Raw genomic sequence first — 24717 nt, 5'->3', positions numbered from 1 at the left:
TTTGAATAGTCCCTCTATGCCCGTCGAACATTACGAAAATTTCCCCGTTGCATCGGTATTACTGCCGCGCCGGCTGCGTCCGGCGGTGGAAGCCATTTACGCTTTCGCCCGCAGCGCCGACGACCTGGCCGACGAGGGTGAGGCCACGCCAGAGCAGCGCCTGGCCGCGTTGTCCGCCTACGAGGCGGCGCTGGCGCGCATAGAACAGGGCGCCGAGACGCACGAACCGTTGTTCGCCCGGCTGGCCGCCGCCATCCGCCAGCATGCGTTGCCGATGCGCCCGTTCTACGATTTGTTGTCGGCATTCAAACAGGACGTGCTGGTGACCCGCTACGCCAATTACGACGCCCTGCTCGACTACTGCGCCCGCTCGGCCAACCCGGTCGGACTGCTGATGCTGAGCTTGTACGGCCAGGCCGACGAGGATAATGTGCGTGATTCCGACGCCATCTGCACAGCTTTGCAACTGATCAACTTCCTGCAGGACGTGGCGATCGACACCCACAAGGAACGCATTTACATCCCGCTCGAGGATCTGAGCCGCTTCGCCATCTCGCCGGCCGCGCTCGACCATCCGGACGCCCGCCCGCGCTGGCGCGCCATGATGAAGATGGAAGTGGAACGGGCCCGCGCCCTGATGCTCAGCGGCGCCCCGCTGGCGCTGCGCCTGCAGGGCCGCATCGGCTTCGAACTGCGCATGGTGGTCCAAGGCGGCCTGCGGATCCTGGACGCCATCGAGGCAGTCGAGTACGACGTGTTCCGCCGCCGCCCGCAACTGGTCAAGCGCGACTGGCTGGCCATCTTCTGGCGCGCCGCGCGCATGAAAAAGACCATGAAAACCCTGGGGCTGACATAAGAATCCGCGCCAACCGCCTTTGCAACGGGCGCCGTCCTATAGAATAGCGCCTTCGATAGTCACACCTAGCAACAACGACCATGTCCCCCGACGAATACTGCCAACAAAAGACCGCCCAGAGCGGCTCCAGTTTCTACTACAGTTTCCTGTTCTTGCCACCGGAACGGCGCCGCGCCATCACGGCCTTGTACGCGTTCTGCCGCGAAGTGGATGACACGGTCGATGAATGCACGGACGAATCCGTGGCGCGCATCAAGCTGGCCTGGTGGCGCAAGGAAATCTCCGGCATGTACGAGGGCAAGCAATCGCACCCCGTCACCCAGGCGCTGCAACCCCACCTGGCGCCCTACCGGCTCGAGGAAAAACACCTGCAAGCCATCATCGATGGCATGGAGATGGACTTGAACCAGAGCCGCTACCTCGATTACAAGGCGCTGACGCGCTATTGCTGGCACGTGGCCAGCGTGGTGGGCATCCTGTCGGCCAGCATCTTCGGCGCCACCCGTCCGGAAACGCTGCAATACGCGGAAAAGCTGGGCCATGCCTTCCAGCTCACCAACATCATCCGCGACGTGGGCGAGGATGCGCGCAAGGGCCGCATCTACCTGCCCATCAACGAACTGCAGCAATTTAACGTGACGGCGGCCGACCTGCTCAACGCCAAGCACAGCGAGAACTTCGAGCAACTGATGAAGTTCCAGGTCGCCCGCGCGCAAGCCGCCTATGACGAAGCGTTCGCCCTGCTGCCCAAGGAAGACCGGCGCGCCCAGCGCCCCGGCCTGATGATGGCGGCCATCTACCGCACGCTGCTGACGGAGGTGGAAGCGGACGGTTACCAGGTGCTCAAGCAACGCATCTCGCTCACGCCGATCCGCAAGCTGTGGCTGGCGTGGAAGACCTATATCCGTGGTTAAGCAGGAACCGGGGCTGGCCGTGCGCAGCGTGGCCGTCGTTGGCGGCGGCTGGGCGGGCTGTGCGGCGGCCGTGGAACTGGCCCGCCAGGGCTGCACGGTCACCCTGTTCGAAGCGGCCCGCGTGCTTGGTGGGCGCGCGCGGCGCGTCGTTACCGACCGCGCCCTGCTCGACAACGGCCAGCACATCATGCTGGGCGCCTACCGCGAAACGCTGCGCCTGCTGAAGACGGTGGGCGTACGCGACCAGCAGGCGCTGCTCAAGCTGCCGCTGCAGATGCGCTACCCGCCAGGCAGCGGCGGCATGGATTTTGTCGCGCCGAGCCTCCCCTTGCCTGCCCCGCTGCACCTGCTGGGCGCGCTGCTGCGCGCCAAGGGCTTGCAGCGCGAAGACAAGCTGAGCCTGGCACGCTTTTCCACCACGGCGCGCTGGATGGGCTGGCAGTTGCACCAGGATTGCAGCGTATCGGAACTGCTGGAACGGTTCGACCAGAGCGCGCGCCTGATCCAGCTGATGTGGCGCCCGCTGTGCCTGGCCGCCCTCAACACGCCGCCGGAGCGGGCTTCGGCCCAGGTGTTCCTGAACGTACTGCGCGACAGCCTGGGTGCGCGCCGCAGCGCCTCGGACATGCTGCTGCCACGCGCCGACCTCACCACCCTGTTCCCGGCGGCGGCCGAAAGCTGGCTGCGATCGCACGCCGGCGCCGTGCGTACCGGGGCCAAGGTCCATGGCCTGGCGCGGCTGCACGACGGCCGCTGGCAAGTAAGCGCCAGTGGCGAAGCCGTGGGCGGCCAGTGGGACGCACCGTTCGATGGCGTGGTATTGGCGACCTCGGCCAGCCAGGCGGCCGTGCTGCTGCACGGCATACCGGACGCCGACCTGAACGCCCTGTGCGCGCGCCTGACGGCGTTCGAACCGGAAGCCATCACCACCTGCTACCTGCAATACGCCAAGGAGGTGCGGCTCGACCTGCCCTTCTTCGCCCTGCTCGATGCGCCGGAGCGCTATCAATGGGGCCAGTTCGTATTCGACCGGGGCCAGCTCGATGCGCATAACGCCGGCCTGCTGGCCGTCGTTGTCAGCGCCTCGGGCCCGGCCGCCGAACAGGGGCAGGCCTTGCTGGCTGAAGCCATCGCCGTGCAACTGGCGGACGTGTTCCAGCGTCCCGAGCTGGGCCAGCCCCTGTGGTTCAAGGTGATTACGGAAAAGCGCGCCACGTTCGCCTGCGCGCCGGGGCTGGACCGTCCCGGCAACGCCACCGGGCTGGCGCGGCTGGCCATCGCCGGCGATTACACGGCCAGCGACTATCCGGCCACGCTGGAATCGGCCGTGCGCAGTGGCGTGGGCGCCGCGGCCAGCCTGTGGAACGCGCCGGCCTGATCCCCGGTTTCGGTCGCCTGCCCCGCCAAATGCGCATCCTGTCGCACGGCGCTGGCCCATGCTGGGGCACATGCGTACAGTCGCATCATCGGCAGTCACACTGGGTCGGAGGCAGGAATGAACATCGCGCTCGGCATCAAAATCATCGCCGTGCTGACGCTCGTGGTGGCCAGCACGGCGGCCATCGTGCAAATGGAACAGCTGGCGGCGGCGCAAAACAGCGCGCAATTGCATAAGCGATAAGTGAAGCAGCAACAAGATGAACAAACAGGACTATCTGGATGCCCTCAAGCGGGCCATGACGGGTTTGCCGCCGGACACGGTGGCCAAGACCCTGGCTTATTACGAGCAGCGTTTTATCGACGGCCTGGTGGCCGGCCGCAGCGAGGCGGAGATCGCGCGCGCACTGGATGAACCGCGCAAGATCGCCATGACGCTGCGGGCCAACCGCCATCTGCACGCCTACGAGCAAAGCAGGAATCCGGCGACGCTGCTGCGCATGCTGATGTCGTTCGCCGGGCTGGCCCTGTTCAACCTGTTCATGGTCATTCCGGCCATGGTCTACGCGGCGCTGCTGATGGCCGTCTACGCCAGCGCGTTCGGCTTCTACATTTGCGGCATCGCCGTCACGGCCAGCGGCCTGTCGGGCCAGAACGAGCTGGCACTGGAAGGCCCACTGCGGCAACTGGCCATCATCGACCATGACGGGCCGGACGATCCGACCCTGGAAGCGCGCATGGCCATCAGCAAGATGGGTATCCACATGTTTGTCGACACCCCACCGGCCGAGGGCAACGATGAACCGCGCCCGGGCCCGCGTTTGCTGGATCGTGCCGAAGCGATGGCCAATGGCGACCTGCGCGTGACGACCGATTTCGACAAGGGCGCGCGCACCACGCAGGCGCTGGTGGGCCTGGGCATGGTGTTGGCTGGCATCGCCTTGTGCCTGGTCAGCCTGGTCGTCACGCGGTTTACCGTGGCGGGGCTGAAACGCTACGCGCATATGAATATGTCGCTGCTGCGGGGAGGTTGACGCCATGACGCGAGGATTACTCAAAGTCGCCGCCAGCCTGCTGCTGCTGGCATTCCTGCTGATCGGCGTGTCCTACAGCATGCTGCGCTCGTACGGACGCAGCAACCCGTCCAGTGCCGCCGGCCGCGCGCCGGGCAGCGAAGTGCGCAAGATCGGCAAGGAAATCAATATCGTCGAACTCAATGGCCCGATCGACCTGACGCTGACCCAAGGCGACACGCCCTACATGAAAGTGCGCGGTGAACAGCGCCTGCTGGGTAACGTGGAGACCGCACTGGACGGCAACACGGTCCACATCGGCCCCAAGGGCATGCTGCTGCACCACCGTTTGCCGTTGCAGGTGGTGATGGTGCTGCCTGACCTGCGCGAGCTGAACGTGCACGGCAGCGGCGACGCCACTGTCAATGGTTTCAGTGGCGAGAAATTCAAGCTGGCCCTGCACGGATCGGGCAACGTGACCTTCAATGGCCGCTACAAGAACCTGGCCGCCGGCGTGCATGGCACGGGCGACTTGAACCTGAACGCGGGCAACAGCGAGAACGTGGCGCTGGAAATGGTCGGCTCGGGGCAGATCACGTCCAGCGGCAGCTGCAAGACGCTCAACGCGGAGCTGACGGGATCGGGCGATCTTGACGCCCAGCACCTGGCCTCGGACCAGGTCAGCGTGAACCTGAACGGCTCGGGCACGACGGCGGTGTTCGCCAAGCAGAAGGCCGACCTGACCCTGCGCGGCAGCGGCGATATCCGCGTGCACGGCAATCCAGACAACCGCAACGTCAGCCGCACGGGATCAGGCGAAGTGACGTGGGATCAGTGACGGCCTGAACTCGCACAGGCAGCGGCGCCAGCGCTGCTTTCAGCGCGCCTTGCGCAGCCAGGCCAGCGCTTCCCGCCCCGCCGCCAGTCCGCCAGCCAGGCAGGCCGTCAGCAGATAGCCGCCCGTTGGCGCTTCCCAGTCCACCATTTCGCCGGCCACGAACACGCCCGGCACCGCCTTCAACATGGTGCCATCCAGCGCATCGAAACGCACGCCGCCGGCACTGCTGATTGCTTCGTCGATGGGACGCGGCCGCAGCAAGCGCACCGGCAGCGCCTTGATGGCGCGCGCCAACCGTTCGGGATCGGCATAGTCCTCGGCGCCGACACATTCGCGCAGCAAGCCCGCCTTCACGCCCTTGATGCCCAGGCGGCTTTGCAGGTGGCTGGACATGGAGCGGGCGCCACGCGGGCGGCTCACCTCGTCGAGCACCCGTTGCTGGCTCAGATCGGGCAGCAGGTCCAGATAGATGGTGGTACTGCCCTCGGCAGCGATCTGGTCGCGCAGCGCGGCCGACAAGGCGTAAATCAGGCTGCCTTCGACACCGCCCGCCGTCACCACGAATTGCCCCTGCTTGCGCAGCGGTTGGCCGTGCGCGTCGGTTGACAGAATGGCGACCGTGGTCAATGGATGGCCGGCATAGCGGCTGCTGAAATGCCCGCTCCAGTCCACGTCGAAACCGCAGTTGGCCGGCACCAGTGGCGCCAGTGCCACGCCGCGCCCGGCCAGCAATGGCAACCACGCCCCATCCGATCCCAGCCGCGCCCAACTGGCGCCGCCAAGCGCAAGAATGACGGCATCGGCCCGCACCGCCAGCTCGCCTTCCGGACTGGCCAGCAGCAGCGCGCCGTCGCGCCAGCCCAGCCAGCGATGGCGCATATGGAACTGCACGCCCTGCTCGCGCAGCCGGTGCAGCCATGCGCGCAACAGCGGCGCCGCTTTCATATCAGTCGGGAACACGCGGCCGGAGGTGCCGACGAAGGTGTCCACGCCCAGGCCATGGACCCAGTCGCGCACGTGCTGCGGCCCGAACGCGTCGAGCATGGGGCGCAGCGCTTCGGCGGCCTTGCCGTAGCGGGTGACGAAGTCGGAATAAGGTTCGGCGTGGGTGATGTTCATGCCGCCGCGCCCGGCCAGCAGGAACTTGCGTCCGACGGAGGGCATGGCGTCGTACAGGTCGACCTGCGCCCCGCCCTGTGCCAGGGTCTGGGCCGCCATCAGGCCGGCGGGGCCGCCGCCGATCACGGCGACGCGAAATTGTGGGGTGCTGGACTGCATGGCGCCGATCCGAAAACTGTCGTTGAACGCCGGACCCGAAACTGGCGTGGCGGCTGTCAGTCCAAGGCGGATAGTGAATGCGGCAGTTCCAGTTCGGGTGGCGGTGTGGTATGTCTGGTGGTCAGCCGCCCGTCACCGGCGGGAAGAAGGCCACTTCGCAGCCTTCGCTCAAGGCGGTGTCGGCCGCGCACATCACCTGGTTGCAGGCCATGCGCAAGGCGCGGCCTTCGCCGAGCGCGGCGGCCCATTTACCGCCACGCGCAACCAGGTGCGCACGCACGTCGCCCACGGTGGCGGCGCCAGCGGGCAGCGCCAGCGTTTCGGTCGAGGTGCCGAGGGTTTCGCGCACGCTGGCAAAGAATCGCAGCGTAATATTCATCGTCATTTCTATCTTTAAAAATGGTTCAATATTGAACTAATTCAGCAATTCGCTAAACGGTATAAATCGTACCGTGTCACCGGCCATGATGCTGCGGCCGGGCGGGTTGTCGATCACGCCATCGCCCCAGACCGTGGAAGTGAGCACGCCGGAACTCTGGTTGGTGAACAGGTCGAGGCCGCCCTTGTCATTGAAGCGGGCGCGCAGGAATTCGTTGCGTCGGTCCGGCTTGGTCCAGTCGAAATCGGCGCGCAGCGGATAGGCGCGCGGCGTCAGTGCACGGGGATCCTCCACGCCTTGCAGGCGCAGGATGAAGGGCCGCACGAACATCAGGAAGGTGATGTAGCTCGACACGGGGTTGCCCGGCAGGCCGACGAAGAACGCCTTCTGCACCTCACCGAAGGCCAGCGGCTTGCCCGGCTTGACGGCGATCTGCCACATATTGAGCTTGCCTTCCGCCTCCACGGCGGGCTTGATGTGGTCTTCCTCGCCGACGGACACGCCGCCGGAGGTGATAATCAGGTCATTCTGCTGCGCGCAGTCGCGCAGCACGGCACGGGTGGCGTCCAGCGAATCAGGCACGATGCCATAGTCGCTGATCTCGCAGCCCAGGTTTTCCAGCAGCGCCCGCAGCGTGAAACGGTTGGAGTTGTAGATGGCGCCCGGCGCCAGCGGTTCGCCCGGCATGGTCAGCTCGTCGCCGGTGAAGAACACGGCCACCTTGAGCTTGCGCCGCACCGGCAGCTGCGCCAGGCCGACCGAGGCGGCCAGCCCCAGTTCCTGGCTGCGCAGCCGGGTACCTGCTGGCAGGATGATGCTGCCATTGGTGATGTCCTCGCCGGCGCGGCGTATCCACTCGCCCGGCTTGGGCGCGTGGCGCACCGTCACCAGGTTGCCGGTCGCCTCGCACTGCTCCTGCATGACGACGGCGTCCGCCCCTTCCGGGATCAGCGCGCCGGTGAAAATGCGGGCCGCCGTGCCAGGCAGCAGCGGCTGGCCGACATGACCAGCCGGGATGCGCTGCGACACCGTCAGCGTGGCCGCACCATCGGCGCAGTCGGCCGCGCGCACGGCGTAGCCGTCCATTTGCGTATTGTCCTGCCCCGGCACGTTCATCTCCGACACCTGGGCCTTGGCCAGCACGCGGCCATTGGCTTCCAGCGTGGGAATGACCTCGACCTCGGCCACGGGCCGCGCGGCCGACAGCATGAAGGCCAGCGCCTCGCTCACCGCCAGCAGCGGTTTGGGCTTGTATTCGCTCATGGTTGGCGTACTCCTTCGCGCTCGCTTACAGGCCGGTGTTGGCGGCGATGTAGGCTTTCATCTTCTCGACATCGGCCGGCATGACGACGAACTTCTGCGGCAGTGCTTCGATGTTCTCGAAGCCGGCCGGACGTTCGGCGTCCACGCCCAGCGCGTCGAGGATGGTCTCGTTGAACTTGGCCGCCAGCGCCGTTTCCAGCACGATCATCGTCACGCCCGCTTCCATGTTCTCGCGCGCGACCTTGATGCCGTCGGCCGTGTGGGTGTCGATGGTGATGCCGTAGTCGTCGGACACGTCGCGGATCGTGTTCAGGCGGTCCTGGTGGGTGGACTTGCCGGACTTGAAGCCGTACTTGGCCACCAGCTTGAATTCGTCGCCATCGCTGCCCGGCTTGCCCGACAGGTCGAAGCCGCCGTGGGTTTCCACTTTCTGGAACAGGGCGCGGGTGCGGTCGCCGTCGCGGCCCACCAGGTCGTACACGAAGCGCTCGAAGTTGGACGCCTTCGAAATGTCCATCGACGGGCTGCTGGTGTGGTAGGTCTCGGCCGACTTGCGCACGCGGTACACGCCGGTGCGGAAGAATTCGTCCAGCACGTCGTTCTCGTTGGTGGCGGCCACCAGCTTGTCGATCGGCAGGCCCATCATGCGGGCGATGTGGCCGGCGCAGATATTGCCGAAGTTACCCGATGGGACCGTGAACGACACTTTCTGGTCGTTGCTGGTGGTGGCCGACAGGTAGCCACGGAAGTAGTACACCACCTGCGCCACCACGCGGGCCCAGTTGATCGAGTTGACGGTGCCGATCTTCTGTTTGGCCTTGAACGGCAGGTCGTTGGATACGGCCTTGACCATGTCCTGGCAGTCATCAAACACGCCTTCGACGGCGATGTTGAAGATGTTGGGGTCCTGCAGGCTGAACATCTGCGCGGTCTGGAACGCGCTCATTTTCTTGTGCGGCGAGAGCATGAACACACGGATGCCCTTCTTGCCGCGCATGGCGTATTCGGCCGCGCTGCCCGTGTCGCCGGAGGTGGCGCCGAAGATGTTGAGCTGGGCGTCATGCTTGGCCAGCGTGTATTCGAACAGGTTGCCCAGCAATTGCATGGCCATGTCCTTGAACGCCAGCGTGGGGCCGTTCGACAGTGCTTGCAGCACCAGGCGCGCGCCGTCCTCGCGTTCTTCCAGCACGCGCAGCGGCGTAATCTGGCTGGCCTTCTCGCCTTTGCGGGCGTTGCAATAGACTTCCTTGGTATAGGTCTTGGCCGTCAGCGCACGCAGGTCTGCTTCGGGAATGTCGGTCGCGAACTTCCGCAGGATTTCGTAGGCCAGGTCGGCATAGGACAGCTGGCGCCATTTATCCAGTTCGGCGCCCGTCACTTGCGGATATTCGGTCGGCAGATACAGGCCGCCGTCAGGCGCGAGGCCGCCCAGCAGGATGTCGGAAAATTGTTGGGAAGACGAGGCAGCGGCCGATGCGGCGGCGCGGGTAGACACGTATTGCATAGAGTAGAAAGGTCCAGTTGAGCGAACAGCGTGTGGCAAAACGATGCGATGGGCTCATATTATAGTGCGGCCGGACCTTTCCCGTGAAATCCGCGTTGTTTTACGGGTATTAAAAATCCATCAACATGCGGCGTGGTTGACCGTGATGACGTGGATGGCCAGCCCGCCCAGCGACGTTTCCTTGTACTTGGCCTGCATGTCGGCGCCCGTCTGGCGCATGGTCTCGATCACTTCATCGAGGCTCACAAAATGGGTGCCATCGCCCTTCAAGGCCAGCGAGGCGGCCGTGATGGCTTTCACGGCGCCCATGCCATTGCGCTCGATGCAGGGAATTTGCACCAAACCGCCGATCGGGTCGCAGGTCATGCCCAGGTGGTGTTCGATGCCGATTTCGGCCGCGTTCTCAATCTGCTGGTTGCTGCCGCCCAGCGCCGCCACCAGACCGGCCGCCGCCATCGCGCACGCCACGCCGACCTCACCCTGGCAGCCGATTTCGGCGCCCGAGATCGACGCGTTACGCTTGCACAGCATGCCGATGGCGGCCGCCGTGAGCAGGAAATTGCGCACACCCGTCACCGGATCGCTGGGCTTGCAGTCTTCCGCGTAGTAGCGCAGCACGGCCGGAATAATGCCGGCCGCGCCGTTGGTGGGCGCCGTCACCACCCGTCCGCCAGCCGCGTTTTCCTCGTTCACGGCCATGGCGTACAGCGACACCTGGTGCAGCGCGTCGTGCGGCAAGTCGTTGGCGTGGTTGTTCAAGGCCTTGGGATCATTGGCCTGGCGCCACAGGTTGGCGGCGCGGCGCTTCACGTGCAGGCCACCGGGCAACTGGCCGGAGGTGTCGAGGCCATGGGCGATACAGTCCTGCATCACCTGCCAGATACGGTCCACGCCCGCATCGAGTTCCTCGTTGCTGATCTTGACGCACTCGTTGGCGCGCAACATCTGCGGGATGCTCAAGCCACTGGCCTTGCCATGCTCAAGCAACTGGGCCATGGTATCGAAACGGTAGGGAATGGCGCTGGCCGGACGGTCCGCAGCCGGCTCCTGCCCTTCCCCCTGCTCGCGGATGAAGCCACCGCCGACCGAGTAATACACCTTGCTGACGGTGCCACCGTTGGCCCGCTTGACAGTGAAGCACATGCCGTTCGGGTGCTCGGGCAGCGATTCAGTTTTGTGGAAAAGCAGGCCGGTGGCCATCTTGAACGGCACCTTGTGGCGACCCAGCAGCGCCAGTTCGCCCGCTTCCTCGGCGGCCGCCAGCATGGCATCCACCCGAGTCGGGTCCACCCCTTGCGGCGTTTCGCCCATCAGGCCCAGGATCACCGCCTTGTCGGTGGCGTGGCCCACGCCGGTCAGGGCCAGCGAACCATACAGCGAGGCTTCGACGGACACCACGTCATCGAGCGGGCCGCAGTCGACCAGGAAGCGGCGCGCAGCCACCATCGGCCCCACGGTGTGGGAACTCGATGGCCCGATGCCGATCTTAAACAGGTCAAATACGCTCATGTCCATCGTTTTGTCTCGCTTTGTTTTATATGATTTGTATCGTTATCGGCCGCTTTCTCTACTCAAGCGGCCTTGCCCAGGTTCACGTCCACATTGGCCAGCATGTCGTCGACCATCTGCTCGATGCCGATGCGGGCGCTCCAGCCCCAGTCGGCCGTGGCGGCGCTGTCGTCCAGGCTCTGGGGCCAGGTGTCGGCGATGGCCTGGCGGCTGTCCGGTTTATAGGCGATGCGGAAGTTGGGCACCTTGCGCGTGATGGCGGCCGCCAGTTGCTCTGGATTGAACGACACGCCGGCCACGTTGTAGGCCGAGCGCACCTTGATCTGTTCAGCCGGCGCGTCCATCAATTCGATGGTGGCGCGGATCGCGTCGGGCATGTAGATCATCGGCAGCGTGGACTGCGGGCCGAGGAAGCATTCGTAGCACTCGCCGCGCAGGGCCGAATGGAAGATCGAGATCGCGTAATCGGTGGTGCCGCCACCCGGAGGCGACTTGTAGCTGATAATGCCCGGATAGCGGATGCTGCGCACGTCCACGCCATACTTGAGGAAGTAGTATTCGCACAGGCGCTCGCCGGCCAGCTTGCTGATGCCGTAGATCGTGGTCGGGTCCATCACCGTCAGTTGCGGGGTATGGTCAGCCGGCGTGTTCGGGCCGAAGGCGGCGATCGACGAGGGCCAGAAGATGCGCAGCGGCTTGCCGACGGCGTTGCGCGCGCGCGCCACTTCGAGGATGTTGAGCAAGCCATCCATGTTCAGCGTCCACGCCTTGAGCGGCGCCGCTTCGCCCGTGGCCGACAGCATGGCCGCCAGCTGGTAAACCTGGGTGATGCCGTATTCAGCCACCAGGCTGGCCAGCGTGTCCTTGTCGAGCACGTTGAGCTGGATGTAGCGCTCAGCCTTGTGCACGTTGGTGGGGCTGACATCGCTGGCGATCACGTTGTTGGCGCCGTGCTGGGCGGCCAGCGCTTCCACCAGTTCACTACCGATCTGGCCATTGGCGCCGATGACGAGTATGCGTTCCATGTTGTTGTCCCTGACGAGTTTCATTGTGCCTGGTTCGGCAGCAGGCCCAGTTCGCGGCCGGCCTGTTCGAACGCCTTGAGGACGGTGTCGAGCTGCTCGCGGGTATGCGCGGCGGACAGCTGCACGCGCACGCGCGCCTGCCCCATCGGCACCACCGGGTAGAAGAAGCCGCTCAGCAGCACGCCCAGCTCATACATGCGGGCCGCGAACTTTTGCGCGACCGGCGCATCGAACAGCATCACCGGCACCACCGGGTGAGTGCCCGGCTTGATGGTGAATCCGAGGCGCTCGATCTCCTTGCGGAAGTAGGCGGTGTTCTCGTGCAGGCGGTCGCGCAGCTCGGTCGAGGCGGACAGCCGTTCCAGCACGGCCAGCGAGGCGCCGGCGATGGAAGGCGCCAGCGTGTTCGAGAACAGGTAGGGGCGCGATTTCTGGCGCAGCATGTCGATCACTTCCTTGCGCGCGGACGTGAAGCCGCCCATGGCGCCGCCCAGGGCTTTGCCCAGCGTGCCCGTGATGATGTCGATGCGGCCCATCACGTTGTGGTGCTCGTGCGTGCCGCGGCCGGTGGCGCCCATGAAGCCGGACGCATGGCACTCGTCGATCATGACCAGCGCGCCGTACTTGTCGGCCAGGTCGCAGATCTTGTCGAGCTGGGCGATGGTGCCGTCCATCGAAAACACACCGTCGGTGACGATCAGCTTGTGGCGCTTGCCGGCGGCGGCCTGCAGTTGTGCTTCCAGGTCGGCCATGTCGTTGTGGGCATAGCGGAAACGGGCCGCCTTGCACAGGCGGATGCCGTCGATGATGGAGGCGTGGTTCAGCGCGTCCGAGATGATAGCGTCGTTCTCGTCGAACAGCGGCTCGAACACGCCGCCGTTGGCGTCGAAGGCGGCCGCGTACAGGATGGTGTCCTCGGTGCCGAGGAACTTCGAGATGGCCTGCTCCAGCTGCTTGTGCACCGTCTGCGTGCCGCAGATGAAGCGCACCGACGACAGGCCGTAGCCATACTTTTCCGTCGCGGCGATGGACACCTGGGCCACCCATTCCTCACCCGACAGGCCCAGGTAATTGTTGGCGCACATGTTGATCAGCTTGCGGCCGTCCTGGCTCATCACTTCCGGCCCCTGGCGCGAGGACAGCACGCGCTCCGGCTTGTACAGTCCCTGCTCGCGCAACTGGTCCAGGTTCTGCCGCAGGCCGTTGAAGAAGGCGCTTGTTGCTTGCTCGCTCATGATGATCCTCGTGTGGGTGGCGCGGGCGGTCGCTTGACCTGTCCATGCGCTATGTTGTACCGTGTTTCGCAGGGCGTCGCTGGAAGAAAGTCTACTCCTGTTTTCCAGATCGCCATCGAAATTCGCTATCTCGAACTGAAATTCAATATATTGAATCTTACCGAAGGCCAGTGAACTCCGCAAGACGCACACGTGCGGTTCTTGCCGTCCTTTTCCGATAGATTTACGCAGCTTTTACCCCTTCGGCCGAATAAAAACATGAAAACACCTGTCTCAACGAACGCACCACCCGAGGTCGGCGCGGCATTGCAGCGCCTGCGCCTGGCCCGCGGCCTGACCCTGGAAGATTTGTCCCGCATCGCCGGCGTGTCGAAGTCGATGCTGTCGCAAATCGAGCGCGAGAAAGCCAACCCCACTATCGCCATCACCTGGCGGCTGGCCAATGCGCTGGGCGTGCAGATCGGCGAACTGCTGGCCAGCGTGGACAGCAAGGAAACGGATGCGATCCGCGTGGTGGACGCGCATGAAACGCCCACCCTGCCCGGCCAGCATGCCGGCTACGTGCTGCGCATCCTGGGCCCGATGGAACTGGCGGGGAAATATGAATGGTATGAACTGACGCTGGCGCCGGGCGGCGAGCTGGTATCGCAGCCGCATGATCCGGGCGCGAGCGAGCACCTGACCTTGTTGCACGGTTCGGTGGAAGTGGAAGCTGGCGCCCACAAGAAGAAGGTAAAACTGGGTGGCACGGCCCGCTACGCGGCCGACGTGCCGCATGCGATCCGCAACGCGGGCAAGACGGAAGCGAAGGCCTTGCTGGTGGTGATCCACCGCTGATCCACCATTAAAAATGGCCGCGACGAATCGGGATTTGCATGACCCGATGCGTGGCGGCCGCTGAATCAGCTGTTCGTTACCAGTTCGACTCGCGCTCCGGCGTGGACGAAATCCGGTGGATCGACAGGTCGGCGCCCTGGAATTCATCCTCGGGATCCAGGCGCAGGCCCAGCGTGGCCTTCAACATGCCGTAGATGGCAGCGCCGCCGGCCAGCGCGATCGCCACGCCAACCGCGGTGCCCACGCATTGCGCGCGGAACGACACGCCACCCACACCGCCGAGCGCCTTCTGGCCAAAGATACCTGCCGCCACGCCACCAAAGGCGCCGCACAGGCCGTGCAGCGGCCACACGCCCAGCACGTCGTCGATCTTCCACTTGTTCTGGGCCAGCGTGAACATGGTCACGAAGATGGCGCCGGCGATGGCGCCCGTCACCAGCGCGCCCATCGGGTGCATCAGGTCCGAACCGGCGCACACGGCCACCAGGCCGGCCAGCGGGCCGTTGTACACGAAGCCGGGGTCGTTCTTGCCCATCAGGAGCGCCACCAGCGTGCCGCCCACCATGGCCATCAAGGAGTTGACGGCGACCAGGCCGTTCATCTTGTCCAGCGCCTGTGCGCTCATCACGTTAAAGCCAAACCAGCCCACCGTCAGGATCCAGGCGCCCAGCGCCAGGAAGGGGATGGACGAAGGCGGGTGCGAGGCGATGGCGCCATTCTTGTGATAGCGGCCACGGCGCGCACCCAGCAGCAGCACGGCCGGCAGCGCGACCCAGCCACCGACGGCGTGCACGACGACCGAACCGGCGAAGTCATGGAACTCGGCGCCGAACGCCTGCGCCAGCCATTCCTGCAGGCCGAAGCGGTGGTTCCAGACCATGCCCTCGAAGAAGGGATAGACCAGCCCCACCAGCAAGGCGGTGGCGATCAGTTGCGGATGGAAGCGCGCACGTTCCGCGATACCGCCCGAGATAATGGCGGGAATGGCGGCAGCGAAGGTCAGCAGGAAGAAGAACTTGACCAGCTCATAGCCGTTCTTCGCGGCCAGCACGTCGGCGGCGGCGAAGAAGTTGATGCCGTAAGCAATGCTGTAGCCAACGAAGAAATAGGCGATGGTCGAAATCGCGAAATCCACCAGGATCTTGACCAGGGCGTTGACCTGGCTCTTCTTTCTGACCGTGCCCAACTCCAGGAAGGCGAACCCTGCATGCATCGCCAGAATCATGATTGCACCGAGCAAGATAAACAGTGCGTCGGCGCCTTCTTTAAATCCACCCATCAAACTACTCCCCAAAAGAATGCATCAAAAAATGTCGATGTATTCTCTTAAGCAATAACCGTACCATTTTGGTGCAAATTTCTAAGTAATTGATTTCATGGGTGTTTGTAAATTCGCTTGTTTGGAACACAACAACACGCACCAAAAAGATGCGTACACAGGCAAGACGGCAGGAAGTTCGGCACTACGATTGTGCGTGGCGTATCGAATTGGCGCACGAAGGCGGCAACGGGTGCCTTCCGGCGCCACGCCGGGGGTCGCTTCAAGTGGATCAAAATGGTGCGTCAAGCGGCATCGCCTGGTGGCCATGCGACTTGACGGTGCGCGATGCAGCGCGCGGCCCTTATTTGCCGGCGACTTGTGTCGGCTGATCCATGTGCAGCGCGCGGGTCAGGAAGCCCCAACGGTCCGTCACCTCGTCGATCTGCTTGGCCGTGGGCTTGCCCGCGCCGTGGCCCGCCTTGGTGTCGATGCGGATCAGGATGGGCGCGGCGCCGCCCTGGTCGGCCTGCGCCGTGGCTGCGAACTTGAAGCTATGGGCCGGAACAACGCGGTCGTCATGGTCTGCCGTGGTGATCATCGTGGCCGGGTAGCACACGCCTTTCTTCAGGTTGTGCAGCGGCGAATACTTGACCAGGGCGTTGAATTCGTCCGCGTTGTCGGACGAACCGTAGTCCGACGTCCATGCCCAGCCGATAGTGAACTTGTGGAAGCGCAGCATGTCCAGCACGCCCACTTGCGGGATGGCGGCCGCGAACAGGTCGGGACGCTGCGTCATGGTGGCGCCCACCAGCAGGCCACCGTTGCTGCCGCCGCCGATGGCTAGCCGCGATGGTGACGTGACCTTGTTCTGCACCAGCCATTCGGCCGCGCCGATGAAGTCATCGAACACATTCTGCTTGCGCAGCTTGGTGCCGGCCGCATGCCATTCCTCGCCGTACTCGCCGCCACCGCGCAGGTTGGCCATCACGTACACGCCACCCATTTCCACCCACGCCAGGTTGGCAACGGAGAACGATGGCGTCAGCGAGATGTTGAAGCCGCCATAGCCGTACAGGTAAGTGGGGTTGCTGCCATCGAGCTTCATGCCCTTCTTCGCGACGATGAACATGGGCACGCGGGTACCATCGCGGCTGGTGTAGAACTGCTGGCGCGTCTCGTAGGCCGACGGGTCGAAGTCCACCTTGGGCTGGCGGTACACGCTGCTCTTGCCGCTCTTGAGGTCATAGCGGTAGATGGTCGATGGCGTGGTGAAGCTGGTGTAGGAATAGAAGGTCTCGGTGTCGGCGCGCTTGCCGCCAAAGCCGGCCACGGAGCCGATGCCGGGCAATTCCACGTCATGCAGGCGCTTGCCGTTCAGGTCATACACGGTGACCTGGCTATGCGCGTCACTGAGGTAATCGACCACCAGCTGTTGGTTGACGATATTGGCCGACACCAGCGTGCGTGCGCTCTCGGGCACGATTTCCTTCCAGTTGGCGCGCTCAGGTTTGCGCGTGTCGATCGTGATGATGCGCGCGCGTGGCGCCTTCAGGTCGGTGCGGAACCAGAACACGGGGCCGTCGTTGTCGATGAAGTTGTAGGCCGCGTCGAAGTCCTCCAGCAGCGGCACCACCTTGCCGTCCTTCGCGCTCAAGTCCTTGTAGTACAGCCGGTTCTTGCGCTCCGTGCCTTGCGAGGCCGTGATGATCAGGTAGCGGCCATCGTTGGTGACGTCGCCGCTGAAGCCCCAATCCTTGTGGTCGGGACGATCATAGACCAGCGTGTCGCTGCTTTGCGGGGTGCCGAGCTTGTGGAAGTACAGCTTCTGGAAGTAGTTGACGTCGGCCAGCTTGGTCGCCTCATTGGGCGCGTCGTAGCGGCTGTAGAAGAAGCCGGAGCCGTCGCGCAGCCAGGCCGTGTTCGAGAACTTGACCCACTGGATGTGGTCGGCCGTGTCCTTGCCCGTGTCGATGTCGCGCACGCGGATCTCGTTCCAGTCCGAGCCCGATGCGGCCGTGCTGTAGGCCAGGTATTTGCCGTTCGGGCTCACGGCCAGGCCGGCCAGCGCCACGGTGCCGTCGGCGGCCAGCGTGTTCGGGTCCAGCAGCAGGCGCGGCGTCTCGGCCAGCGTCTTCATCGTGTAGAGCACGGACTGGTTCTGCAGGCCGTCGTTGCGGCTGTAGAAGTAACGGCCACCTTCCTTGAACGGCACGCTGAAACGCTCGAAATTCCACAGTTTCGTCAGGCGCGCACGGATCGCGTCGCGCGCGGGAATCTGCGCCAGGTAACCCTGCGTCAGGCGGTTCTGCGCTTCCACCCAGGCGTGGGTGTCGGCGCTGTTGGCGTCCTCCAGCCAGCGGTACGGATCGGCGATGGTGGTGCCGTGGTAGTTGTCCTGCTGGTCCACCGTGCGGGTGGGCGGGTATTGCAGGCCGTGGCCGCTGGCGGGGCAGTCCTGCGCCGCCGCGCCGCCGCAGAGGCCGGCGATCAGGGTGAAAATCAGGGATGCGCGTCGTATTTGCATGAAGGGTTCCGTGTCATCGTTGAACGTGGCGGCGCAGGCACCATGGCCCGCGCGCCCGCCGATGATAGCGTGCTTCGATGCAAATTTGAAACGTTAGAAAACTTGGCAAGTCGTCTTTTATTTGGCGCGGGTGAGGCTGGCGACGCCCGGCGAGGGCAAGCTGACCGGCTCCGGCGCGCGCCACTGCTGCATCCACAGCAGCAGCTGGTCGGCCGGGATGGGACGGCTCATGTAATAGCCCTGCCCCTGGTCGCAGTTCATGCTCTTGAGCTGGTGCCACACGGCCTCGCTCTCCACGCCCTCGGCCACCACGCGCAGGCCGAGGTTGTGGCCCAACTGGATGGTGGAACGCACGATCATCACGTCGCCCGCGTCGCTTTCCATGTTGAGCACGAACGACTTGTCGATCTTCAGCTCGTTGACGGGCAGGCGCTTCAGATAAGCGAGCGACGAGTAGCCGGTGCCGAAGTCGTCGATCGACAGTTCCAGGCCCATCGCATGCAATCGCGCCAGCGTCTGTTCGGCGCGCACGGGGTCGTCCATGATGGCGCTTTCCGTGATCTCCAGGCAGAACGAGGCGGCCGACAGGCGGCGCCGCTCCAGCATGTCGCGGAATTTTGCCGGCAGGTCCTGGTCCATCAGGTCACGCGTGGACAGGTTGACCGACACTTTCAAATGGATGCCGGCCGCCTCCAGGTTCTGGCACAGGGCCGCGGACTGCTCCAGCACCCAGCGCGTGAGCTTGCGGATAAAGCCGGTCTGCTCCGCAAACGGGATGAATTCGTCGGGGAACACGTTGCCGCGCTCGGGATGGACCCAGCGCACCAGCGCCTCCGCGCCCACCACCTTGCCGGTGTCGAAATGGATCTTGGGCTGCACGAACAAGCGGAACTCATCGCGCTCGATGGCCGTGCGCAGCTCGGTCAGCAGCGACAGGCTTTGCTCGCTGCCCTTGTCGATCGAGCTGTCGTAGACCACGGCGCCATCGTTGCGCAGCTTGGCCGCGTACATCGCCACCTCGGCCATGCTGAGCAGCGCTTCCGCATCGGCGCCGTGCGCCGGATAGCCGGCGATGCCGATGCCGGCACCGATGTCGACCATCTGGTCTTCCAGCGACAGCGGCGTCTCCAGCGTTTGCGCGATGTCGGCCGCCAGGCTGCGGGCCTGTTCCAGCGTCGCCTCCGGCAACAGCACGGCGAATTCGTCGCCGCCCAGGCGCGCCACCTGCGGCGACATGTGGGGCTGGCCGGCCAGCAGCTTTTGCAGGCGGTCGGCCACCTGGCGCAGCAGCGCGTCGCCAAAGCTCTGGCCCATGACGTCGTTGACGTGCTTGAAACGGTCCAGATCCATCATCAGCACGAACACGCCGCCATCGTGCTTGCGCGCCTCGCCCAGGGCTTCGTTCAGCAGGCGCAGGAACTGGGCCCGGTTGGGCAGGTTGGTCAGCGTGTCGCGGTAGGCCAGCCGGGAAATCTCCTGCTCGCGGCGCGCGATCCCGTCGCGCATGCTGTCGAACGCATGGGCCAGCGCCCCGATTTCATCTTGCCGGGTGACGTCGATCTGCCCCTGGTAGTCGCCCTGCTCCAGCCGCTTGGCCGTGACGGCCAGCGCGCTCAGGGGCTGGGCGATGCGCTTGGCCGTCAACACGCTGGCGATGGCGGAGACGGCGATGCCGGCCAGGGTCAGGCCGATCAGCCAGCGCTCGAGCCGCTGATAGTCTTCCGTGGCCTCATCGATGGACCGGGCCAGCATCACGCTGGCGCTTTGCTGGCCATCCTGGCCTATCGACAGCAGGCGGGCGCTGTACTGGTTCGCCTCCACCGTGAGGTCGAACGGGCCGGTCGGCATCCGGGGCAAGGCTTGCAACTGCTCGACGGCCGCGCTCACGGACGGCGCCAGGAACGTCGAGCCGACGGCCAGCCAGCCGCCTTTGGGGTCATGGGTGAGGATGGTCGTGTGCAGCGACGACACCTCGCGCATGTCAGTGGCCAGCTGGCGGTCGATGGGGAAAGTCATCACGATCCAGCCGATGGTGATGGGCGCTTTGACGGGCATGACGACGATCTGGTACGGGCGCCGCTCGACGATGGCGATGCCGTTGGCGCCGTCGCCCTGCTCGGCCGTGTCGAGCATGTTCAGCACCAGCGGCGCCAGTGCCGCCGCCTGGGCATTGTTGGTCGATACGCTGACCTGGCGCTCGGCGCTCACCAGCATGGTCATGGTGGCCTTGATGCGGCGCCCGCTGTTGACCAGGGCCGACTCGATGGTGGCGCGGTCACTCTCGTCGTTGTTGCCGATGGCGGCCACGAAGGCCGTGTCGCGCGCCAGCAGCCGCGCGCCGAAACGCAGGCTTTGGGCGTTCTGGTCTAGCAAGCGGCGGAACACCTTGGTGCCGTTGTTGAGCTCACTGCTGATGGACTGGCGGGCGTTGCTGTCGATGCCGCGCTGGATCACCAGCAGGCCGATCACCTGCACCGCCACAATCAGCGCAAGGAACAGGGTGACGATACGGCTTTCCAGGCTGCGAAAGTGCATGGCGCGGGCCTCCGGTCAGGGATAAGGGCGGCTGGCGGCGTCGGGATCGATCACGCCCGGCTTCAGGGTCAGCCGGAATGCCAGCGGCGCCGGCGTCTCGCCGGCCTTGAGCTGCACCGGCAGCTCCGGGACCAGGCCACCGGCAGCGTTGTAGTGCCAGGCCTTGACCGTGTATTTGCCGGCCGGCAGATCGAGATGGGCGGCGCCGCCGGCATCGGACTTGGCGAAGTACGGTGTATCAACCACTTTCACAAAAGCCAGCATCTTGTCATGGATGTTACACCCAAGCACGACCGTGCCGGCCTTGTCGAACAACTGCGGTGGCGCTTGCTCGCCGGAATACAGCTTCTGGTCGAATTTGTGGGCTGGCGAGAACGAATAGACGTGGTGCCTGACCTTGTCGCGGTTCGGAAAAAAGATCTTGCTGCCCGTTTGCACCACCGTCACCAGCGGGATGAATTTCAAGCCTTTCTGGGCGATTTCGCCCGGGGCCATCGTCCTGGGCGCCTGGCCGCCTTCGGGCTCGGCGTAGATGACGGTGTCGGCCAAGGCGGCGCCACCGGCGTCGGACACCTGGACCGTCAAGGCGGCGGCCTGGCAGGCGCCACAACAGGACATGGCCAGTACGGCCGAACAGACGGCGAATTTCAGGGACATCGGGGAGCCTGACGAGTACACGAAACTGCCATTGTAGCGCCAGCCAAAATGTTCCCGCCAACGTTTTCCGCAAAAAATCGCTTCTTCTGGGAAATAAACGCTGCACATATTGTTTCGCTCATTTCATACCGTTGTCACATTTCCCCGTTAGCATGGCCAGCAATCTACCGTCCATGGCAAGCATCGTGAATCCCCTACCCCTGGCGCTGCCCGGCAGCCGCCCCGCCCCAACCTCCGCCACCGTCACTTACCTGAAGCCGGCCGCGCCGCCGGCTGCCGTGGAGGAGGATGAAATGTTGCGCGTCCATTTGAATGACATCATCGCCCAGCGCCAACTGAGTGCCCTGTTCCAGCCCATCGTCCAGATGCAAACGGGCGAGATCATAGCCTACGAAGGCTTGATCCGGGGGCCATCGGACAGCCCGCTCCATGCCCCCATGAATCTGTTCAAGGTGGCGCGCGCCAACAATTTGACGGTGCAAGTGGAACACCTGTGCCGCAAGGTGGTGCTGGAGCGCTTCGCGGAACTCAATTTGCCCGGCAAGCTGTTCCTCAACGTCAGTCCCGAATGCCTGCTCCAGCGCGACGCGCCGCACGGCGAAACGCTGGAATACATCCAGCAGGCCGGCATCGATCCCGGCCGCGTCATCATCGAACTGACGGAAAACCAGCCCACCTATGACTATGAACTGATGCGCGAGGCGGTGCTGCATTACCGCGACATGGGCTTCCAGATCGCCATCGACGACCTGGGCGAAGGCTTTTCCAGCCTGCGCCTGTGGTCCGAACTGCGCCCGGAGTTCGTCAAGATCGACATGCACTTCATCCAGGGCATCAACAACGACCCCGTCAAGCTGCAATTTGTCCGTTCCATCCAGGAGATCGCCGACAAGTCCGACACCCTGGTGATCGCGGAAGGCATCGAGACGCAGGCCGAACTGCTGGTGCTGCGCGACCTGGGCGTGGCGTTCGGCCAGGGCTACCACCTGGGCCGCCCCCACAGCCAGCCGGCCAAGGCCGTGCCGGCCGAAGTGGCCAAGGCCCTGGCCCGCAACGGGGTGGCCGTCTACCCCCAGCGCGGCAACGACAAGAACAGCGCCAGCATCCTCAAGCTGTTGCACAAGGTGGCGGCCGTGCCACCGTCCATGAGCAACAACGATGTGTATGAAATCTTCATGCGCGAACCCAAGCTGCTGATCATTCCCGTGGTCGAGGATGGCCAGCCGCTGGGCCTGATCAGCCGCTTCGACATGATCGACCACTTCGCCCGTCCCTACCAGCGCGAGCTGTATGGCAAGAAGTCGTGCCGCATCTTCATGGATAGCAAGCCGCTGATCGCCGACAAGGATACCAGCCTGCAAGACTTGAGTTTCACGATGGTGCAGGCCGATGCCCATCACCTGTTCAACGGCTTCATCATCACCGAGGACGGCAACTACCTGGGCATGGGCACGGGCCACGACCTGATGCGCGAAATCACGCAAATGCAGATCACGGCCGCGCGCTACGCCAATCCGCTCACCCAATTGCCCGGCAACGTGCCGATCAACGAACACATCGACCGGCTGCTGGAGAGCGGCACCCGGTTCTGGGTCTGCTATTGCGACCTGGACCACTTCAAGCCGTTCAACGACGTGTACGGCTACCGGCGTGGCGACGACGTGATCCAGCGCACGGCCAAGATCCTCACCGACCATTGCGACCCCGACCGCGATTTCGTGGGCCACATCGGCGGCGACGATTTCATGATCCTGTTCCAGAGCGAAGACTGGGAAACGCGCTGCCAGGCCATCCTGGCCGGGTTCGAACACAGCGCGCGCGATTATTACAGCCTGGAGGACTGGGACCGGGGCGGCTACCTGAGCGAGGACCGCCAGGGCAAGAAAGTGTTTTATTCGCTGATGAGCTTGTCGCTGGGTGTCATCAAGATCGAAGCGCACCAGTTCTATTCGCATCACCAGATCGCCACGGCAGCGGCCGAGGCAAAAAAACAGGCCAAGAAGATCCACGGCAACAGCCTGTTCCTGGACCGCCGGCAACAGCCGCCCCGCTAACGGGGTAGCAGCGGGCGGCGCCGGCGCCGGCGCCCCCGGGCCCGCGCCGCGCGCGCGTCAGGCGCGGTGTTCGGCCCGCCAGCGGCGCCGCAGTTCCTGGGACGACACCAACTCGGCGGGTGACATGGCGCGCGCGATCTGCCGACGCTGCTGGTCCGCCGTCTCGTCGCCATGCTCGGCCGACAGCGACACCCACATGTGGGCGCGCACCACGTCGCGCGGCACACCCCTGCCACCGTTGTACATGCCGCCCAGGTTGTACTGCGCCAGGGGATGGCCCTGGTCGGCCGCCTTGCGATACCACAGCACGGCTTGCACGTCATCCTGCGCCACCCCGTGGCCATTGGCATACATGACGCCCAGGTTGTTCTGGGCGCTGGCGTCGCCTTGTTCGGCCGCCGTGCGATACCAGACCACGGCCTTCTCCTCGTCCTTGGGCACGCCATGTCCGTTGGCGTAGATCACGCCCACATTGAACTGGGCATTGGCCGTGCCCTGCTCGGCCGCGCGCTGGTACCACGCCAGCGCCCGCGCCTGGTCCCGCTCCACGCCCCGTCCATGGGCATACATGCCGCCCAGGTTGTACTGCGCCAGCGCATGGCCAGCGTCGGCCGCCCGCTCATACCAGGAGCAGGCCCGGGCCTCGTCCTGGTCCACGCCCCGGCCCGTGGCCAGCATGATGCCCAGGTTGAATTGCGCATCGGCGTCGTCCTGCTCGGCGGCGCGCGACAGCCACGCATAGGCCCGCGTGGCGTCCGGCGCCACGCCCCGCCCTTGTGCATAGGCCACGCCCACCTGGCGCTGCGCCACTGCATCGCCCTGCGACGCGGCTTGCCGGAACCAGGCCAGCGCCTGCGCGTCGCTGGGCGTGACGCCCTGGCCGCGCTTGTACATCAAGCCCAGATTGAGCTGGGCCGTCGCATCCCCCTGCAAGGCCGCCTTGCGGAACCAGGCCAGCGCCAGCGCGTAATTGCGCCGCGTGCCCAGGCCCTGGGCGTAGGCCTCGCCCAGCAAGGTCTGGGCGCTGGCCACACCCTGCTCGGAGGCGCGGCAGAACCAGGCCAGCGCCATCTCGTCGCTGCGCGGCACGCCGCGGCCGCGCTTGTACATCATGCCCAGGTTCTGCTGGGCCGACGCGTCGCCCTGCTTGGCCGCGCGCCGGAACCAGCGGGCCGCCTCCAGGTCACTGGCCGCCACGCCGCGGCCGTTGTAATACATGGCGCCCACATGGTTCTGTGCAAATGCCAGGCCCTGCTGGGCGGCCAGGCGCATCCAGCGAAACGCACTGGCGTCGTCGCGGGCCACGCCCTGGCCCGTCTTGTACATCAGTGCCAGATTGAATTGGCCGTAGGCGTTGCCTTGCTCGGCCGCGTCGCGAAACCAGACGTAGCTATCGTAGCTGTCCTTGGCTGAGTTCTGGTTTTTCATACGACACCTCCAGCTGACGCACCTGGATTGCCGCCGTCGGCCCGCGCCCAAGAGGGCCGCACCGGCAAAGCGCAACAATGTTGTCTACATTTTAAATCGACAGACCCGAGCCGGCTTGAGCTAGCTCAAATGGCATGGCAAATTGTTATCGTTTGCTGTTCAGCAGGAAATGTGTTGGATGCGGACCAGCCGCCGCCGTATGGAGCGACTGGTCCACGATGACGCGCCCG

General features: G+C 64.8%; 20 protein-coding genes. 8 read left to right on the top strand and 12 right to left on the bottom strand.

The window, feature by feature from the left end; genetic code table 11:
- The first annotated feature begins 16 nt into the window (after nt 1-16).
- The 6 genes from hpnC (at nt 17) to H3H36_RS01500 (ending at nt 4998) form a co-directional block, all read left to right on the top strand.
- Nucleotides 17-856, top strand: coding sequence for a squalene synthase HpnC (gene hpnC, locus H3H36_RS01520; RefSeq protein WP_182213205.1), 840 nt, complete (start codon nt 17-19; stop codon nt 854-856).
- A gap of 80 nt (nt 857-936) precedes the next feature.
- Nucleotides 937-1770 (top strand): presqualene diphosphate synthase HpnD, encoded by an 834-nt coding sequence (gene hpnD / locus H3H36_RS01515; RefSeq protein WP_182213204.1) that lies wholly within the window; start codon nt 937-939, stop codon nt 1768-1770.
- Nucleotides 1763-3148: a hydroxysqualene dehydroxylase HpnE gene (gene hpnE, locus H3H36_RS01510; protein WP_311196556.1), complete on the top strand. Its 1386-nt coding sequence runs from the start codon at nt 1763-1765 to the stop codon at nt 3146-3148. The genes hpnD and hpnE overlap by 8 nt, the downstream gene beginning before the upstream one ends.
- A 117-nt stretch (nt 3149-3265) precedes the next feature.
- Nucleotides 3266-3391 carry a hypothetical protein gene (locus H3H36_RS27300; RefSeq protein WP_255461760.1) on the top strand — a complete coding sequence of 42 codons (126 nt, stop codon included), beginning with the start codon at nt 3266-3268 and terminating at the stop codon, nt 3389-3391.
- Nucleotides 3392-3407: 16 nt separating this feature from the next.
- A complete protein-coding gene (locus H3H36_RS01505) occupies nt 3408-4181 on the top strand; it encodes a DUF1700 domain-containing protein (protein WP_182213203.1) in 774 nt (257 codons plus the stop codon).
- 4 nt (nt 4182-4185) lie between these two features.
- The gene (locus H3H36_RS01500; protein WP_182213202.1) at nt 4186-4998 is read left to right on the top strand and encodes a head GIN domain-containing protein; all 813 of its coding nucleotides are present in this window, start codon (nt 4186-4188) and stop codon (nt 4996-4998) included.
- 39 nt (nt 4999-5037) lie between these two features.
- On the opposite strand, the gene H3H36_RS01495 is transcribed toward H3H36_RS01500, so the two are convergent.
- The 7 genes from H3H36_RS01495 to kbl form a co-directional block, all read right to left on the bottom strand.
- Entirely contained in the window at nt 5038-6276 is a 1239-nt protein-coding gene (locus tag H3H36_RS01495) for a TIGR03862 family flavoprotein (protein WP_182213201.1), read from the bottom strand.
- A 121-nt stretch (nt 6277-6397) separates the two neighbouring features.
- Nucleotides 6398-6655: a molybdopterin converting factor subunit 1 gene (gene moaD, locus H3H36_RS01490; protein ID WP_182213950.1), complete on the bottom strand. Its 258-nt coding sequence runs from the start codon at nt 6653-6655 to the stop codon at nt 6398-6400.
- Between the two features lie 36 nt (nt 6656-6691).
- Entirely contained in the window at nt 6692-7918 is a 1227-nt protein-coding gene (locus tag H3H36_RS01485) for a molybdopterin molybdotransferase MoeA (protein WP_182213200.1), read from the bottom strand.
- Nucleotides 7919-7943: 25 nt separating this feature from the next.
- Nucleotides 7944-9422 (bottom strand): threonine synthase, encoded by a 1479-nt coding sequence (thrC, locus tag H3H36_RS01480; RefSeq protein WP_182213199.1) that lies wholly within the window; start codon nt 9420-9422, stop codon nt 7944-7946.
- Between the two features lie 120 nt (nt 9423-9542).
- Nucleotides 9543-10937, bottom strand: a complete 1395-nt coding sequence (locus H3H36_RS01475) for an L-serine ammonia-lyase (RefSeq protein ID WP_182213198.1) — start codon at nt 10935-10937, stop codon at nt 9543-9545.
- Between the two features lie 56 nt (nt 10938-10993).
- Nucleotides 10994-11956 carry an NAD-dependent epimerase/dehydratase family protein gene (locus tag H3H36_RS01470; protein ID WP_182213197.1) on the bottom strand — a complete coding sequence of 321 codons (963 nt, stop codon included), beginning with the start codon at nt 11954-11956 and terminating at the stop codon, nt 10994-10996.
- A 20-nt stretch (nt 11957-11976) separates the two neighbouring features.
- Complete coding sequence (gene kbl, locus H3H36_RS01465) at nt 11977-13191, bottom strand: glycine C-acetyltransferase (RefSeq protein ID WP_182213196.1); 1215 nt, start codon at nt 13189-13191, stop codon at nt 11977-11979.
- Nucleotides 13192-13449: 258 nt separating this feature from the next.
- On the opposite strand from kbl, the gene H3H36_RS01460 reads away from it, so the two are divergent.
- Nucleotides 13450-14028, top strand: a complete 579-nt coding sequence (locus H3H36_RS01460) for a helix-turn-helix domain-containing protein (protein ID WP_182213195.1) — start codon at nt 13450-13452, stop codon at nt 14026-14028.
- Nucleotides 14029-14104: 76 nt separating this feature from the next.
- Here the strand turns inward: H3H36_RS01460 and H3H36_RS01455 are convergent, their stop codons facing one another.
- From H3H36_RS01455 to H3H36_RS01440, 4 genes are all read right to left on the bottom strand, one after another.
- Complete coding sequence (locus tag H3H36_RS01455; protein WP_182213194.1) at nt 14105-15307, bottom strand: ammonium transporter; 1203 nt, start codon at nt 15305-15307, stop codon at nt 14105-14107.
- Between the two features lie 343 nt (nt 15308-15650).
- Nucleotides 15651-17813: a prolyl oligopeptidase family serine peptidase gene (locus H3H36_RS01450; protein ID WP_182213193.1), complete on the bottom strand. Its 2163-nt coding sequence runs from the start codon at nt 17811-17813 to the stop codon at nt 15651-15653.
- 117 nt (nt 17814-17930) lie between these two features.
- Nucleotides 17931-20348, bottom strand: a complete 2418-nt coding sequence (locus H3H36_RS01445) for a putative bifunctional diguanylate cyclase/phosphodiesterase (RefSeq protein ID WP_182213192.1) — start codon at nt 20346-20348, stop codon at nt 17931-17933.
- A gap of 15 nt (nt 20349-20363) precedes the next feature.
- A complete protein-coding gene (locus H3H36_RS01440) occupies nt 20364-21005 on the bottom strand; it encodes a methylamine utilization protein (protein WP_375539561.1) in 642 nt (213 codons plus the stop codon).
- Between the two features lie 293 nt (nt 21006-21298).
- On the opposite strand from H3H36_RS01440, the gene H3H36_RS01435 reads away from it, so the two are divergent.
- A complete protein-coding gene (locus tag H3H36_RS01435; protein ID WP_229219691.1) occupies nt 21299-23059 on the top strand; it encodes a GGDEF domain-containing protein in 1761 nt (586 codons plus the stop codon).
- Between the two features lie 57 nt (nt 23060-23116).
- Here H3H36_RS01435 and H3H36_RS27420 read toward each other — a convergent pair whose 3' ends face one another.
- Complete coding sequence (locus tag H3H36_RS27420; RefSeq protein WP_182213190.1) at nt 23117-24487, bottom strand: tetratricopeptide repeat protein; 1371 nt, start codon at nt 24485-24487, stop codon at nt 23117-23119.
- Nucleotides 24488-24717 lie beyond the last annotated feature (230 nt).

This window comes from Rugamonas fusca (assembly GCF_014042365.1).
GTDB lineage: Bacteria > Pseudomonadota > Gammaproteobacteria > Burkholderiales > Burkholderiaceae_D > Rugamonas > Rugamonas fusca.
Note: the sequence above shows the minus strand (reverse complement) of the source record. Positions and strands in the feature narration are given on the sequence as shown.

Excerpts from the sequence above, each read along its gene's own strand:
- hpnC (WP_182213205.1), top strand. The coding sequence starts at position 17 with ATGCCCGTCGAACATTACGAAAATTTCCCCGTTGCATCGGTATTACTG.
- hpnD (WP_182213204.1), top strand. The coding sequence starts at position 937 with ATGTCCCCCGACGAATACTGCCAACAAAAGACCGCCCAGAGCGGCTCC.
- H3H36_RS27300 (WP_255461760.1), top strand. The coding sequence starts at position 3,266 with ATGAACATCGCGCTCGGCATCAAAATCATCGCCGTGCTGACGCTCGTG.
- H3H36_RS01505 (WP_182213203.1), top strand. The coding sequence starts at position 3,408 with ATGAACAAACAGGACTATCTGGATGCCCTCAAGCGGGCCATGACGGGT.
- H3H36_RS01500 (WP_182213202.1), top strand. The coding sequence starts at position 4,186 with ATGACGCGAGGATTACTCAAAGTCGCCGCCAGCCTGCTGCTGCTGGCA.
- H3H36_RS01495 (WP_182213201.1), bottom strand. The coding sequence starts at position 6,276 with ATGCAGTCCAGCACCCCACAATTTCGCGTCGCCGTGATCGGCGGCGGC.
- moaD (WP_182213950.1), bottom strand. The coding sequence starts at position 6,655 with ATGAATATTACGCTGCGATTCTTTGCCAGCGTGCGCGAAACCCTCGGC.
- H3H36_RS01485 (WP_182213200.1), bottom strand. The coding sequence starts at position 7,918 with ATGAGCGAATACAAGCCCAAACCGCTGCTGGCGGTGAGCGAGGCGCTG.
- thrC (WP_182213199.1), bottom strand. The coding sequence starts at position 9,422 with ATGCAATACGTGTCTACCCGCGCCGCCGCATCGGCCGCTGCCTCGTCT.
- H3H36_RS01475 (WP_182213198.1), bottom strand. The coding sequence starts at position 10,937 with ATGGACATGAGCGTATTTGACCTGTTTAAGATCGGCATCGGGCCATCG.
- H3H36_RS01470 (WP_182213197.1), bottom strand. The coding sequence starts at position 11,956 with ATGGAACGCATACTCGTCATCGGCGCCAATGGCCAGATCGGTAGTGAA.
- kbl (WP_182213196.1), bottom strand. The coding sequence starts at position 13,191 with ATGAGCGAGCAAGCAACAAGCGCCTTCTTCAACGGCCTGCGGCAGAAC.
- H3H36_RS01460 (WP_182213195.1), top strand. The coding sequence starts at position 13,450 with ATGAAAACACCTGTCTCAACGAACGCACCACCCGAGGTCGGCGCGGCA.
- H3H36_RS01455 (WP_182213194.1), bottom strand. The coding sequence starts at position 15,307 with ATGGGTGGATTTAAAGAAGGCGCCGACGCACTGTTTATCTTGCTCGGT.
- H3H36_RS01450 (WP_182213193.1), bottom strand. The coding sequence starts at position 17,813 with ATGCAAATACGACGCGCATCCCTGATTTTCACCCTGATCGCCGGCCTC.
- H3H36_RS01445 (WP_182213192.1), bottom strand. The coding sequence starts at position 20,348 with ATGCACTTTCGCAGCCTGGAAAGCCGTATCGTCACCCTGTTCCTTGCG.
- H3H36_RS01440 (WP_375539561.1), bottom strand. The coding sequence starts at position 21,005 with ATGTCCCTGAAATTCGCCGTCTGTTCGGCCGTACTGGCCATGTCCTGT.
- H3H36_RS01435 (WP_229219691.1), top strand. The coding sequence starts at position 21,299 with ATGTTGCGCGTCCATTTGAATGACATCATCGCCCAGCGCCAACTGAGT.
- H3H36_RS27420 (WP_182213190.1), bottom strand. The coding sequence starts at position 24,487 with ATGAAAAACCAGAACTCAGCCAAGGACAGCTACGATAGCTACGTCTGG.